Annotated in this window: 16 protein-coding genes and 1 tRNA gene; 11 read left to right on the forward strand and 6 right to left on the reverse strand. The window is 55.5% G+C overall.

Annotation, left to right across the window (positions count from 1 at the left end):
* Nucleotides 1–50 precede the first annotated feature (50 nt).
* The 7 genes from ABJ205_RS14070 (at nt 51) to ABJ205_RS14100 (ending at nt 3378) form a co-directional block, all read left to right on the forward strand.
* Nucleotides 51–239, forward strand: a complete 189-nt coding sequence (locus ABJ205_RS14070; RefSeq protein ID WP_348156618.1) for a YnbE family lipoprotein — start codon at nt 51–53, stop codon at nt 237–239.
* A 120-nt stretch (nt 240–359) separates the two neighbouring features.
* On the forward strand, nt 360–698 hold the full coding sequence (locus tag ABJ205_RS14075) for a YdbL family protein (RefSeq protein WP_348156780.1): 339 nt from the start codon (nt 360–362) through the stop codon (nt 696–698).
* Nucleotides 699–837: 139 nt separating this feature from the next.
* On the forward strand, nt 838–1173 hold the full coding sequence (locus ABJ205_RS14080) for an AtpZ/AtpI family protein (protein WP_348156617.1): 336 nt from the start codon (nt 838–840) through the stop codon (nt 1171–1173).
* 71 nt (nt 1174–1244) lie between these two features.
* The gene (locus tag ABJ205_RS14085) at nt 1245–2003 is read left to right on the forward strand and encodes a F0F1 ATP synthase subunit A (RefSeq protein WP_348156777.1); all 759 of its coding nucleotides are present in this window, start codon (nt 1245–1247) and stop codon (nt 2001–2003) included.
* A 47-nt stretch (nt 2004–2050) separates the two neighbouring features.
* Nucleotides 2051–2278 (forward strand): F0F1 ATP synthase subunit C, encoded by a 228-nt coding sequence (locus ABJ205_RS14090; protein ID WP_324262799.1) that lies wholly within the window; start codon nt 2051–2053, stop codon nt 2276–2278.
* A gap of 91 nt (nt 2279–2369) precedes the next feature.
* Complete coding sequence (locus ABJ205_RS14095; protein WP_348156615.1) at nt 2370–2864, forward strand: ATPase; 495 nt, start codon at nt 2370–2372, stop codon at nt 2862–2864.
* Entirely contained in the window at nt 2857–3378 is a 522-nt protein-coding gene (locus tag ABJ205_RS14100; protein ID WP_348156613.1) for a hypothetical protein, read from the forward strand. The genes ABJ205_RS14095 and ABJ205_RS14100 overlap by 8 nt, the downstream gene beginning before the upstream one ends.
* A gap of 69 nt (nt 3379–3447) precedes the next feature.
* On the opposite strand, the gene ABJ205_RS14105 is transcribed toward ABJ205_RS14100, so the two are convergent.
* The 3 genes from ABJ205_RS14105 to rpsA form a co-directional block, all read right to left on the reverse strand.
* Nucleotides 3448–4368, reverse strand: coding sequence for an NADPH:quinone oxidoreductase family protein (locus tag ABJ205_RS14105; protein ID WP_348156611.1), 921 nt, complete (start codon nt 4366–4368; stop codon nt 3448–3450).
* 67 nt (nt 4369–4435) lie between these two features.
* Entirely contained in the window at nt 4436–5191 is a 756-nt protein-coding gene (gloB, locus tag ABJ205_RS14110) for a hydroxyacylglutathione hydrolase (protein ID WP_348156608.1), read from the reverse strand.
* 112 nt (nt 5192–5303) lie between these two features.
* A complete protein-coding gene (gene rpsA / locus ABJ205_RS14115) occupies nt 5304–7013 on the reverse strand; it encodes a 30S ribosomal protein S1 (protein ID WP_348156606.1) in 1710 nt (569 codons plus the stop codon).
* Between the two features lie 417 nt (nt 7014–7430).
* Here rpsA and ABJ205_RS14120 point away from each other — a divergent pair, with 417 nt between their 5' ends.
* Entirely contained in the window at nt 7431–7889 is a 459-nt protein-coding gene (locus ABJ205_RS14120; RefSeq protein ID WP_348510070.1) for a hypothetical protein, read from the forward strand.
* Here ABJ205_RS14120 and ABJ205_RS14125 read toward each other — a convergent pair.
* The 3 genes from ABJ205_RS14125 to aroA are packed head-to-tail and all read right to left on the reverse strand — an operon-like array spanning nt 7886 to nt 10100.
* The gene (locus ABJ205_RS14125; protein ID WP_348156601.1) at nt 7886–8524 is read right to left on the reverse strand and encodes a d(CMP) kinase; all 639 of its coding nucleotides are present in this window, start codon (nt 8522–8524) and stop codon (nt 7886–7888) included. The genes ABJ205_RS14120 and ABJ205_RS14125 overlap by 4 nt on opposite strands.
* Complete coding sequence (locus ABJ205_RS14130) at nt 8521–8781, reverse strand: permease (protein WP_348156598.1); 261 nt, start codon at nt 8779–8781, stop codon at nt 8521–8523. Before ABJ205_RS14130 ends, ABJ205_RS14125 begins: the two co-directional genes overlap by 4 nt.
* A 2-nt stretch (nt 8782–8783) precedes the next feature.
* Nucleotides 8784–10100, reverse strand: coding sequence for a 3-phosphoshikimate 1-carboxyvinyltransferase (aroA, locus tag ABJ205_RS14135; protein WP_348156595.1), 1317 nt, complete (start codon nt 10098–10100; stop codon nt 8784–8786).
* A gap of 164 nt (nt 10101–10264) precedes the next feature.
* Here aroA and ABJ205_RS14140 point away from each other — a divergent pair, with 164 nt between their 5' ends.
* The 3 genes from ABJ205_RS14140 to ffh all read left to right on the forward strand — a co-directional run bounded on the left by ABJ205_RS14140 (nt 10265) and on the right by ffh (nt 12387).
* Nucleotides 10265–10603 (forward strand): TIGR02300 family protein, encoded by a 339-nt coding sequence (locus ABJ205_RS14140; RefSeq protein WP_348156593.1) that lies wholly within the window; start codon nt 10265–10267, stop codon nt 10601–10603.
* 100 nt (nt 10604–10703) lie between these two features.
* A tRNA-Ala gene (locus ABJ205_RS14145) sits at nt 10704–10779 on the forward strand.
* A 126-nt stretch (nt 10780–10905) separates the two neighbouring features.
* On the forward strand, nt 10906–12387 hold the full coding sequence (ffh, locus tag ABJ205_RS14150; RefSeq protein WP_348156590.1) for a signal recognition particle protein: 1482 nt from the start codon (nt 10906–10908) through the stop codon (nt 12385–12387).
* Nucleotides 12388–12437 lie beyond the last annotated feature (50 nt).

Below are 12437 nucleotides of genomic sequence, written 5' to 3' on the forward strand. Positions count from 1 at the left end.
CCGTGGGCGGCAATGCCAGAGAAAGGCGCAACGCAGGCCGGGGAGCGAGAATGAACAAAAGGATATTGCAAACTGGTCTTGTTTGCGCGGGGATCTTAGGGCTGAGCGGATGTATCAACGTCGCTGCGCCAGAAGAACCCATCGTGATTGAGCTAAACGTCAACATCCGGGCTGAAGTGCTTTACCGGTTGGCAGAAGATGCCAGCAATACGATTGATGAGAATGCAGATATCTTCTGATCGGTCTGTGAACGACCGATTTAGACGATAGGAGGAAATGAGATGACCCTGACCCCAAAGACTTCGATACGTAAAACCATTCTGGCCGTTATTGCGGGCCCAGTGGCAGGTCTGGTCGTGATGTCTGCTTTTGCCGCTCCGGCCATGGCACAGCGCGACCCCGCCTACGCAGCAGCGCGTGCAAGCGGAACCGTGGGTGAGCAGCTCGACGGTTATCTTGGTGTTGTTGGCCAGGCGACGCCTGGGCTGCAAGACATGGTGAATGATATCAATATCAAGCGGCGCACTGTTTACACTCGCAAAGCACGAGAAAATAGCGCGACAGTTGAGCAATATGCGACGACCGCCGGGTGTCAGGCGATTGCTCGCACAGTTCCAGGTGAAAAATATCAAGCCCCCGATGGTAGCTGGAAAACGCGCACTGACGCTCAGCCAGAACGCCTCCCCATCTGTCCATAAACGGGCAAGAATTGCCACGGGCTTGCGGAAACTATCGCAGCGCACCATTGACTCAAGAATCGCCCTCTTCTAGGGGGCACTCGCCCTTGGCGGGCACTGGTCTTCGCTCGCGCACCTGCATCCCTAATAGGAGGCTCGCATGAGCGAGGATAAACCCGCCCAAGAACCCATCGTTGAGGATGCGCGAATTGATGCGCTCGAAGCGCGGCTCAAAGCTGCGAAAGAGCGCGAAGAGGAACGCACCCAATCGCAAGTCAAAGGGGCCGATGCGAATTATCGTAGCGGCAACCGAGTGCTAGCGGATTTAATCGGTGGAATCCTTGGAGGCTGTGTGATTGGATATGCGTTTGATGCCATATTCAGCACAGTGCCATGGGGTCTGTTGGTAGGCTTGTTCCTCGGAATAGGCGTTGCCTTCAGGAACATAATCGTTGCGGCAAACAAGGCCTCGAAAGATTCTGACGAATCTTTGTGAACGGGACCGCGTTTTTACTGGTACCAGGGATACACACGATCGTGGCAGCCGAAGAAGGCAAAGTCGATCCGATGAAGCAATTCCAGATTGAACCGTTGTTTGGTTCAGACGTTTGGGAAATTGCCGGATACAACATCGCGTTTACCAATTCAGCCTTGTGGATGGCTATCACCACAGTGCTGCTTTGGGCGTTCATCTTTGTTGGTATGAAGCGCGAGTTGGTGCCGGGCCGGTGGCAGATGGCGGTGGAGACATTCACCGGCTTTATCGATGATATGCTTGAGGCAAATATCGGTAAAGCGGGGCGTAAATACCTCCCTTATATTTTCAGCCTTTTCATGTTTATCCTTTTTGGTAACCTGCTGGGCCTTTTGCCGGTTGGTTTGTTTGGGGCTCATCCCTTCACATTCACCAGTCACTTCACCGTGACCGGCGTGCTCGCTGTAATCAGTTTCTCAATTGTGCTGATTGTTGGCTTTTGGAAGCACGGTATCAAGTTCTTCACCCTGTTCGTACCCCACGGTACGCCGCTGCCGATGATCCCGATCATTTTCCCGATCGAGTTGATTTCATTCCTCGTGCGTCCGTTCAGCCTCGCGCTGCGTCTCTTTGTTGCGATGATGGCAGGGCACGTCCTTTTGAAGGTTCTTTCCAGCTTTGTGATGGACGGCATCAATGCAGGTGTGGGTTTTGGCCTATTGGTCAGCGCGCCGAGCTTTATTTTGATGATCGGCATCTCAGCACTCGAAATTCTGGTGGCAGGCATTCAGGCTTACGTCTTTGCATTGCTGACCTCGCTTTACATCAATGATGCAGAGCACCTTCACTGATTTTCACTAATCCACTTACAATAGATTGAATTTAAGGAGTTTTTACAATGGAAGCAGAAGCAGCCAAGCTCATCGGCGCAGGTCTCGCAGCAATCGGTGCCGGTATGGCCGCGATCGGTGTGGGTAACGTCTTCGGTTCGTTCCTTGAGAGCGCTCTTCGTAACCCAGGCGCTGCAGACGGCCAACAAGGCCGCCTGTTCATCGGCTTCGCCGCAGCTGAGCTTCTCGGCCTGCTGGCGTTCGTCGTTGCGATGATCCTGATCTTCGTCGCTTAATTCTGAACAATTCCTACACGCAAGGCAGGTTTCTTGAATCTGCCCTGCGTGGAGGTGTTTTATCAACTTGCTCTTGGCGAAGGCCTAACCAATGCCTCAAATAGCCCAACTTATGGATACCTATTCCAGCCAGATATTCTGGCTGCTGGTGTTCTTTGGCATAACCTTCTTCCTTATCGGCCGCGGTATGGTGCCCAAGGTGATGGGCACGGTTGAGCTGCGCGATAAGCAGATCGCAGACGACCTTGCCGCCGCGCAAGGTGCCCGTGATGCGGCGGACAGCCAAGAAGAAGCCTGGCGTGAGCGTGAGAACGCAAACCGGGCTTCTGCGCAGAACCTGATTGCTGAAGCGAAAGCTAAGGCGGCAGCGGCTTCTGAGAAGAAACTGGCCGCGGCGCAAAAGCGTCTCGACACCAAGATCGAGAAGGCCGAGGCCGAAATTGCTGCTGCGCGTGATAGTGCAATGGCAGAGGTCGAAGACGTTGCTGTTGAGGCGGCTCAAGACATCGTCTCACGGCTTGCAGGAACCAAAGTTGACAAGCGGAGCGTTCGCTCTGTTGTGAAGAAGGCGCTTTCTGATGCCTAATCTCATTTCTCTCATGATCGCAGCGGGCGAAGGCCCTTCGGCATTCGGCTTGCAGGATTATCAGTGGGTCAGCCTTTCTATGGCGGTGCTTATCGCTGTGATGCTTTGGAAGAAAATTCCATCACTCATCACTGGTGGGCTCGACAAGAAAATCGCTGAGATCAAAGCCCAGCTTGATGAGGCTAAGAATCTTCGTATCGAGGCAGAGAAGCTTCGCGACGAATACGCATCCAAGATTGCCGGCGCTGAGAAAGACGCCGAAGCAATGATGGAAGGCGCTCAGCGTGAAGCGGACGCGATCCTTGAAAAAGCGGCGGCCGATAGCGAAACCATGGTTGCTCGCCGCAAGCGCATGGCCGAAGACAAAATCGCAGCGGCTGAGCGTGATGCGATTGCGGGTGTTCGGGCTACGGCTGTTGATGCCGCATCTGTTGCATCGCGTAAGCTGATCGCAGACAAGCATAGCGGGGATGCGGACAAGGCGCTCGCGGATGAGGTCATCGGTTCGCTTTAAGTCCGATTGTCACAACCAGAAATTTGAAGAGGCGGCTCGATTGGGCCGCCTTTTTTGTTTGAGCGCCGCTTAGCTACCCGGCACAAACACCACCTTGCCAATAAGCGCACGCGCGGCCATCGCGTCGAAACCCTCTTGCCAATTGGAAAGGGGCAGGATGCGATCGATGGTTGGTGTGACTTTTCCAGAAGCCGCAAGCTGAGCGACCGCTTGGTTGATGGCCGCTCCTCGCTCTGGAAAACGGCGGGCATATTCGCCTGCGCGAAGGCCCACGATAGAGAAGCCTTTGATGAGCGGTATATTGGTCGCCACTTCCGCGATGCGTCCACTGGTGAAACCCACCACAACCAGTTTTCCTGCAAAACTCACACAGCGTGTGGACTCGTCGAATACATCGCCGCCAACCGGGTCAAAGACTACGTCGCACAGTTTGCCACCTGTCAGGTCAGCTACTCTCTCCCTAAAGCGTCCTGCCGCGGTGATGACGGCATCTGGGGCGACGGCAGCCTTGATGGCATCATGTTTATCCGCAACCCCGGTTGCAGCAATAACCCGCGCGCCCATGGCTTTCGCCAAATCACAAGCAGCAAGGCCAACACCGCCGCTTGCACCGTGAACCAGCACCCATTGTTCAGGCTGCACATTACAAAGCTCGATTAGCCCTGTGTAGGCGGTTTGATAGGCCGCTCCCATGGCGGCGCCTTGTGCGAATGTAAGGCCGGTTGGGAGCGGGGAGAGACCGCGAACAGGAACGCTAGCGACCTCGGCAAAGGCATCGGTTTTCTTCCCGCCGATGACCTTGTCGCCGGGAGCAAAACCGCTTTCTGCATCCGCCTCAATGACCTCGCCCGCCATTTCGAGCCCAGAGGTGAAAGGCACCTCGGGTTTGAACTGATACTCCCCTTTGGTCATCAACAGGTCGGGAAAATTCAAAGAAGCAGCGCGGACGCGTACCAGGACTTCTCCGGGTACGCGGGCAGGCTCGCGCATATCGACTAATTGAACCCCTGTTAGGTCCTTGGAGAGCGATTCAACGCGTAAGGCCTGCATGGGGGGACTAGAAGTTGTCCTTGCCCGCTCTAATGGCTGCAAATGTCTCGTGGGGTGCGTCTCCGCCCCATCGAGCCTGCAACGCCGGATCGTCAGCGCGTAGGAACGGATTGGTCGCAAGTTCCCGCTTCAGCACGGTGGGCACCGTCCACTCCCCGCGAGAACGCTTATCCTCGATTTCAGCGGCATAGGCTTGGAGTTCTGGATTGTCTGGGTCAGCATGAAGGGCAAAGGCGGCATTGGCCTGTGTATATTCATGCGCGCAATAAAGAACGGTGTCCTCTGAAAACGCCTTAATCCGTTGCAAACTGTCCCAGAACTGTTTGGGCTCGCCTTCGAACATGCGGCCACAGCCGAGCGCGAACACACTGTCTCCTACGAAAGCGATGCCGCTGTCTGGGAAATTGAAGGCCACATGACCGTTGGTGTGACCCGATACATCAATAACTTGCGCAGTATGGCTGCCCAAGGTGACTGTGTCGCCATGGCTGACCACTTGATCGATCGAAGAGAGCTTTTCGACCTCTTGCGGGGCGACGATTTTCGCACCGACAGCCTTTGCAATATCGCCATTTCCGCCGGCGTGATCGGGATGCCAATGGGTGTTCCAGATATGCGTAATGGTCCAGCCTTTGGCCTTGGCCTGTTCCAGATACTCGTCCGCGTCAGGTGTATCGATGGCGGCGGTTTCGCCGCTTTCACTATCATGCAGCAGATAGCCATAATTGTCTGACAGGCAGGGAAACTGGTGAACTTCAAGCATTGCGTTGGGATCCTTCTCTTGGATGCCATCCTAACCGTGCAGCCGCCAATAGAAAAGGCCCGCCTGCATTGCTGCGGGCGGGCCATTCTTATTTGTCGAAAGGATAGAAGACTTAGTCTTCTTTGCCTTTGAGCGCTTCACCGAGAATGTCGCCAAGCGATGCACCTGAATCGGATGAACCGAACTGCTGCACTGCTTCTTTCTCTTCGGCGATTTGACGCGCCTTGATCGAGAAGTTTGGTTTTTTCGAGCGGTCGAAACCTGTGACCATCGCGTCGACTTTGCTGCCAACTTGGAAGCGGTCAGGACGTTGCTCGTCACGGTCACGGCCAAGGTCGCTGCGCTTGATGAAGCCGGTTGCGCCGTCGTCGCCAACTTGCACTTCGAGGCCGCCATCGCGAACTTCGAGAACGCTGACAGTGACGGTCTGACCCTTGCGGAGCGAACCGGCTGCTGCTGCGCCTGCTTCGGTAGGTGCACCTTTTTCAAGCTGCTTCATGCCGAGGCTGATGCGTTCTTTCTCAACATCAACGTCGAGAACAACCGCTTTGACTTCTTCGCCCTTGCGGTGAAGCGCCAGAGCGTCTTCGCCCGAGATGCCCCATGCGATATCTGACATGTGGACCATGCCATCGACATCGCCATCGAGACCGATGAAGAGACCAAACTCGGTGGCGTTTTTGACTTCGCCAGCAACTTCGGCGCCCACTGGATGCGTTTCTGCAAACTCTTCCCAAGGATTGCGCTGAGCCTGTTTAAGGCCGAGCGAAATACGGCGTTTGTCGCTGTCGACTTCGAGGATCATCACATCGACTTCTTGCGAAGTGCTGACGATTTTGCCTGGGTGAACGTTCTTCTTGGTCCAGCTCATTTCAGAGACGTGGACAAGACCTTCGATACCGGCTTCGAGTTCAACAAATGCGCCGTATTCGGTGATGTTGGTCACGTGACCAGACAGCTTCATGCCAATTGGGTATTTCGCAGCAACACCGTCCCATGGATCGCTTTCGAGCTGCTTCATGCCGAGGCTGATACGCTGTGTATCGGCGTTGATACGCACGATCTGAACCTTCACGGTGTCGCCAATGGCGATCACTTCGCTTGGGTGGTTTACGCGCTTGTAGCTCATGTCGGTGACGTGGAGGAGGCCGTCGATGCCGCCAAGGTCAACGAACGCACCGTAATCGGTGATGTTCTTGACCACGCCCTCGATGACCTGACCTTCAGCCAGATCGTTGATTAGTTCGCTGCGCTGTTCTGCGCGGGTTTCTTCAAGAACGGCACGGCGCGATACAACGATGTTGCCGCGGCGACGGTCCATTTTGAGGATTTGGAACGGCTGAGGCACTTCCATAAGCGGTGTGACGTCGCGCACAGGGCGGATGTCGACTTGTGAGCCGGGAAGGAACGCAACAGCGCCGTCGAGGTCGACAGTGAAGCCGCCTTTGACGCGGCCAAAGATGCGGCCTTCGACGCGTTTGCCTTCGCCAAATTCGTTTTCGAGCTTGTCCCAAGCCGCTTCGCGGCGTGCGCGGTCGCGGCTGAGCATGGCTTCGCCGTCAGCGTTCTCTACGCGGTCGACATAAACTTCGACTTCACCGCCTACTACAAGGCCGTGGTCGTCATCGCCGCGTGAAAATTCTTTGAGATTGACGCGGCCTTCACTTTTAAGACCTACGTCAATTACGGCGTGACCTGCTTCGATTGCAGTGATCGTGCCCATGACGACGCGGCCTTCAAAGCCCTGATCGCCGGCACCGCCGAGTTGTTCGTTAAGGAGCGCTTCGAAATCGTCGCGCGTTGGGTTGGGTGAGGTTGCCATAAGTCTTGGCTAATCCTTCAGGTTATGTTTGCTACCGGCCACCGGTTTTTCCGGAGGTCTTAAACTGCCTCCCACGCACCATTGCGGGGGCTAGCAGGGCAAGAGGCCGATCTCTCCACGGAGCCGAATGCAAACCGCAGAGGTTCTTTTCACCATTATCGATGTCCGGAACGTGCGCGCGCCTAGCGGCAAAGGGGCATGATTGCAAGGAAATTGACCTTGATAAGAGAATTCTAACGATGGCCTTGTTAACGCGCGTGGACCAGCAAAAAGCGCTGGCTATGGCGATAAGGAATTACGATGCCGATGAAGTTACATTGGATGTGCACGTTTGCGATTGCTGGACTGAGCGCGCTTGGCACAAACGCTTGCGGGGAAAATGACCCAAATGTTCATGTAATCGCCAAAGCAGACGCGATGGCTGCGCTGAACAACGCGGCACGGTCTTTCAAACTCCCCGAAGCAAAGGAGGAAGGCAAAGTTGCCATCGTGGGTCTCGAAAATGATTTGTTCCGAGTGGATGTGAGATACAACAGCTCAGAAAAGGGCACTCATGCCTGCAAATTGCGGGTGCAGGAGATTGACGATTCCTCAAGTCGCATTGTCCCGATGTGCATCCAAAGAAAGAGCGAAGCGAGCAAACTTAAGGCTCAAGCATCGAAAATTCATATAAGTGAATTTGCTGCCGCCGTCATTGAGCAGCGCGAAATCGACGTGGCCGCCCTTCATTCCCGCCTTAATGAACTGCCGATCAACATCGCCAATGGCTTTGTCTCGGAAGCAGACTATTCGGACACCCCGCAAACTGATCCTACTACTGGTTGGGCAGACAGTGAGGCAAGCAGTGAAGATCTTTCGGATGACTGGGGAAATTAGCGCTCATTGAGCGCCTCTTGAACCGCCTCTAGGACCATCTCAAATGCCGCTTCGCGATCAAAGGTCGTGGTATCGATAACCAAGGCGTCTGGTGCTGCCTTAAGCGGCGCGTCTTTGCGGTTGATATCGCGGGCGTCGCGCGCAACCACGTCTTTCTCAATCTCAGAGAGTGGGATTTCCTCTTCGTGGTCGAGTTTCTTCTCCACCATCTCGAGCCAACGGCGTCGTGCCCGTGATTGGACGCTCGCCGTGATGAAAAGTTTCACATCGGCATCTGGCGCAATGACGGTCCCGATATCGCGCCCATCCAGAACCGCTCCGCCGGGTTGTTCGGCAAAGGCGCGTTGGCGCTTGAACAGGGCTTCGCGCACCTCTGGGTGGACAGAGGCGCGGCTTGCAAGACTCCCACTTTCTTCGGTGCGAAGAATTTCGTCTTCGAGCAATTTATCCGGGAAATTGCAGGCTGCAAGCGCATCGGCCGCAATATCGGGATTGCCGCCATTGATCGCCACTTGCCGTCCAACTGCGCGGTAAAGCAGCCCTGTATCGAGGCAAGGGACACCCAGGTGTGCCGCGAGCCGCTTGGCGATTGTACCTTTGCCCGAAGCTGTGGGGCCGTCGACGGCGATGATCATGTTTCGGCCTTTCTACTCTTCAGTGCCTTTGCAATCCCGAAAATCGCAATCGCTGCCCAAAATCCCTCAAGCACAAGGCTTGGCCAATTGGTGTGCACCATAAGGCTCACCGTGAGCAGCGCGGCACCTGTCAGATTGGTGCCGTGGAGGATAAAGGGGTTGGGCTCATTGACCCATGTCAAATAGGCATATGCGCCGATGATGCAGGCGGTGCCGATGAAACCTATAAAAGAGTAGATATCGAGCGGGGTGGTCATATTTACCGTGCCGCTCCTTCGAGCAGTTCCATGAATGACGGGAAGCTGGTGGCAATTGGCGCTGTGTCATCGACGTCAACTCCATCTTTGCTGGCTAGACCTGCGATAGCCATGCTCATGGCAATACGGTGGTCGAGGTGGGTTTTGACGCGGGCATTGGAGGTGCCTCTGAGCGGATCGCCTCCGGTGCCATGGATGGTGAGGCCGTCATCTTGTTCCTCTACCCGCGCACCAGCTGCGGTGAGGGCGGCGGCCATTACGGCAATGCGATCACTTTCCTTGACTCGCAGTTCCTCAAGCCCGGTGCAGCGCGTAGTGCCCTTTGCATATGCGGCCGCAACGAAAAGCACGGGGAATTCGTCCACCATGCTGGGGACGATGGCCGGGTCCACATCAATGCCGGTTAGCGGGGCATGGCGCACCCGTAGGTCCGCAACAGGTTCACCGCCCACATCCCTTGGGTTCAGTTCTTCAATGTCCGCGCCCATTTGTTTGAGCACGGTCACTATCCCCGCACGGGTCGGATTAAGCCCCACGTTTTCGATCACAAGATCGCTTCCCGGCACAATGCTCGCGGCGACTAAGAAGAAGGCGGCAGAGGAGGGGTCTCCGGGGACCACCACATCCATGGGCTTTAGGTCGGCTTCGCCATGGATGGAAATCACGCGTTCACCGTTTTCTTCGCCTACTTCGAGTCTTGCGCCGAAGCCTGTCAGCATGCGCTCTGTATGGTCACGGGTTGCAACCGGTTCGATCACGCGGGTGATGCCGGGTGTGTTGAGCCCTGCGAGTAAAACTGCGCTTTTGACCTGCGCGCTGGCCACGGGAAGGCGGTATGTGATCGGCACAGCGGGAAATGCGCCGTGCATCATAAGGGGAAGAGTTCCTCCGCTCGAGCTTTCGAAACTCGCGCCCATTTGAGAAAGGGGATTGATGACCCTATTCATCGGCCGTCCTGAAAGGCTGGCATCGCCGACGAAGGTCGCTTTAAACTGATGACTCGCCAAAAGGCCCATCATTAACCGTGTTGAAGTACCTGAGTTGCCCATGTCGAGCGCTTGTTTCGGTTCCAGCAGGCTTCCAACACCAACGCCATTGATAATCCAAGTGCCTTGGCCCTCGCGTTCAATATGTGCGCCCAATTGCCGCATCGCAGCAGCAGTTGCGAGCACGTCTTCGCCTTCTAAAAGGCCAGTGACGTGGCTTTCTCCAATGGCAAGACCTGCAAACATAAGCGCGCGGTGGCTAATGGATTTATCGCCCGGCACGCGCAAACGGCCGGTTAATGGGGCGGATGAGGTAAAAGTATGGGCTGGCATATTGGGGCAGGTCTTTGACAGCGGCACGGGGCTATGGCAAGGCGCGCCCGCCCAAACAAGGGATCTAATTCGAATGCACTTGATTCCAGTGCAAACCAAGCCCAACTGACCTTCTCATGTTTGCTACCTGCCTTTTGATGCAGGACCAGATAAGGACCAAATAGATGCCTAAACCCGAATGGGGAACCAAGCGCACTTGCCCGGAAACCGGCGAACGCTTTTATGATCTTGGCAATGATAACCCTGTGACCAGTCCCAATGGCCACAAATGGTATCCAGAGCCAGTGCTCAAATCTAAACAGCCAATTCCGATCGACGATCCTAAAAAGGCGAAGGCTGGCGAAGCTGATACTGATCTTGCCGATCAGGAAGATGATGAGCTCAAAGACATCGAGAATATCGATGATGAAGAAGATTCTCCAGATAACGACGTCGACCTTGGCGGCGACGACGATCTGGGTGTCACTGCTGCTAAAGACGACGACGGCAGCGACGATAGCTGATTTTGCACTTGCGTTTCGCGGGGGGCGGTCTTAATGGAGCGCACCCTTGCGAGGGCAAGGAATGGTCTTATTTTTAATAGGGCCAATACGATGGATAAATGGGGCCTTAGCTCAGCTGGGAGAGCGCAACACTGGCAGTGTTGAGGTCAGCGGTTCGATCCCGCTAGGCTCCACCATCGAAAAAGATACATAAGCCGGACGTCTGTCGAGGATTTCCGCACGCTGGCCGACGAGGTTTCGTCCGCCGGCGTTTTTCGCGTTTATCAGGCGGCATTGTGTTGTTCTGAGAGGAGTAGTTGAAGATGTTTGACAATTTGTCCGATCGCTTAGGCGGCGTCTTTGACAAGCTCAAAGGGCGCGGCGCTCTTAAAGAGCAAGACGTGCGCGATGCCATGCGCGAAGTGCGTGTTGCCCTGCTTGAGGCCGATGTTGCGCTTCCTGTGGCGCGCCGTTTCATCGATGCGGTGACGGAAAAAGCCGTCGGCCAAGACGTACTGAAATCGGTCACTCCGGGTCAGCAAGTCGTTAAAATCGTCCATGATGAGCTTGTTGCGATGCTTACCGGTGACGACGACGAGGTTGGATCGGGGGAAGAACTAAACTTCAACGCTGCTCCCCCTGTTGTCTTCATGATGGTGGGTCTTCAGGGTTCTGGTAAGACCACGACCACCGCAAAGCTGGGTAAGCTGATCCGAGAGCGCCACGGCAAAAAGGCCATGATGGCCTCGCTCGACGTGAACCGTCCTGCGGCGCAAGAGCAGCTTAAGGTGCTGGGCGAGCAGGTTGATGTAGCGACCTTGCCAATTGTCGATGGTCAGCAGCCGGTCGATATCGCTCGGCGCGCAATGGGCGCAGCAAAGCTCCAAAACTTCGACGTCCTCCTACTCGATACAGCAGGCCGCCTTCACGTAGACGAAGCGCTGATGGCCGAGATGAAGGCGGTCAGCCAAGTCTCAGCGCCTACCGAAGTGCTCCTCGTAGTTGACAGTCTTACCGGGCAAGACGCAGTGAACGTCGCGCAAAGCTTCTCTGGCGAAGTCCCGCTTACTGGTGTGGTCCTCACCCGGATGGACGGCGATGCGCGCGGCGGCGCGGCGCTTTCGATGCGCGCTGTTACCGGCAAGCCGATTAAATTTGCAGGTACCGGCGAAAAGCTCGACGCGATTGAGACGTTCCGCCCGGCATCGGTTGCAGACCGCATTCTTGGCATGGGCGATGTTGTCAGCCTTGTTGAAAAGGCGGCGGCGACAATCAAAGAGGAAGAAGCTGCTCAGCTCGCTGAGAACTTTGAGAAGGGTAAGTTCGACCTTAACGATCTGCGTATGCAATTGAAGCAAATGCAGAATATGGGCGGTCTTGGCATGCTTGCTGGCATGATGCCGGGCATGAAGAAAGCCAAGGCTGCGATGGCGGCGTCCAATATGGACGACAAGGTGCTCGTGCATATGGATGCGATCATTAGTTCCATGACGGCTAAGGAGCGGACTTCGCCCGGCCTGATGAATGCCAAGCGCAAAAAGCGCGTTGCAGCCGGTTCTGGCACCGATGTGCAGACGGTTAACAAGCTCCTGAAAATGCATCAGGAAATGTCCAAGGCAATGAAACAATTGAAGAAAATGGGCGGCCTTAAGAGCCTTGCTGCCATGTTTGGCGGCGGAGGTCCCGGGGGGGGTGGCGGAATGCCTCCTGGAATGGGCGGCATGCCCGGAATGGGCGGACCCGGTGGCGGAATGGGCGGTCTCCCGCCCGGTCTCCCCGGCCTTGGTGGCCCCAAGAAGAAATAGCGCAAAAATAGTTCAACGAATTTAAACGAATACAGACAGAATAACTCGAA

Origin of the sequence: Erythrobacter sp., from assembly GCF_039988855.1 — a bacterium.
Classification (GTDB): Bacteria; Pseudomonadota; Alphaproteobacteria; order Sphingomonadales; family Sphingomonadaceae; genus Erythrobacter.

What these genes read in the sequence shown, in the direction of transcription:
- ABJ205_RS14070 (WP_348156618.1), top strand. Translation starts at nt 51, where the DNA reads ATGAACAAAAGGATATTGCAAACTGGTCTTGTTTGCGCGGGGATCTTA.
- ABJ205_RS14075 (WP_348156780.1), top strand. Translation starts at nt 360, where the DNA reads ATGTCTGCTTTTGCCGCTCCGGCCATGGCACAGCGCGACCCCGCCTAC.
- ABJ205_RS14080 (WP_348156617.1), top strand. Translation starts at nt 838, where the DNA reads ATGAGCGAGGATAAACCCGCCCAAGAACCCATCGTTGAGGATGCGCGA.
- ABJ205_RS14085 (WP_348156777.1), top strand. Translation starts at nt 1,245, where the DNA reads ATGAAGCAATTCCAGATTGAACCGTTGTTTGGTTCAGACGTTTGGGAA.
- ABJ205_RS14090 (WP_324262799.1), top strand. Translation starts at nt 2,051, where the DNA reads ATGGAAGCAGAAGCAGCCAAGCTCATCGGCGCAGGTCTCGCAGCAATC.
- ABJ205_RS14095 (WP_348156615.1), top strand. Translation starts at nt 2,370, where the DNA reads ATGCCTCAAATAGCCCAACTTATGGATACCTATTCCAGCCAGATATTC.
- ABJ205_RS14100 (WP_348156613.1), top strand. Translation starts at nt 2,857, where the DNA reads ATGCCTAATCTCATTTCTCTCATGATCGCAGCGGGCGAAGGCCCTTCG.
- ABJ205_RS14105 (WP_348156611.1), bottom strand. Translation starts at nt 4,368, where the DNA reads ATGCGCGAGCCTGCCCGCGTACCCGGAGAAGTCCTGGTACGCGTCCGC.
- gloB (WP_348156608.1), bottom strand. Translation starts at nt 5,191, where the DNA reads ATGCTTGAAGTTCACCAGTTTCCCTGCCTGTCAGACAATTATGGCTAT.
- rpsA (WP_348156606.1), bottom strand. Translation starts at nt 7,013, where the DNA reads ATGGCAACCTCACCCAACCCAACGCGCGACGATTTCGAAGCGCTCCTT.
- ABJ205_RS14120 (WP_348510070.1), top strand. Translation starts at nt 7,431, where the DNA reads ATGGCTGCGCTGAACAACGCGGCACGGTCTTTCAAACTCCCCGAAGCA.
- ABJ205_RS14125 (WP_348156601.1), bottom strand. Translation starts at nt 8,524, where the DNA reads ATGATCATCGCCGTCGACGGCCCCACAGCTTCGGGCAAAGGTACAATC.
- ABJ205_RS14130 (WP_348156598.1), bottom strand. Translation starts at nt 8,781, where the DNA reads ATGACCACCCCGCTCGATATCTACTCTTTTATAGGTTTCATCGGCACC.
- aroA (WP_348156595.1), bottom strand. Translation starts at nt 10,100, where the DNA reads ATGCCAGCCCATACTTTTACCTCATCCGCCCCATTAACCGGCCGTTTG.
- ABJ205_RS14140 (WP_348156593.1), top strand. Translation starts at nt 10,265, where the DNA reads ATGCCTAAACCCGAATGGGGAACCAAGCGCACTTGCCCGGAAACCGGC.
- ffh (WP_348156590.1), top strand. Translation starts at nt 10,906, where the DNA reads ATGTTTGACAATTTGTCCGATCGCTTAGGCGGCGTCTTTGACAAGCTC.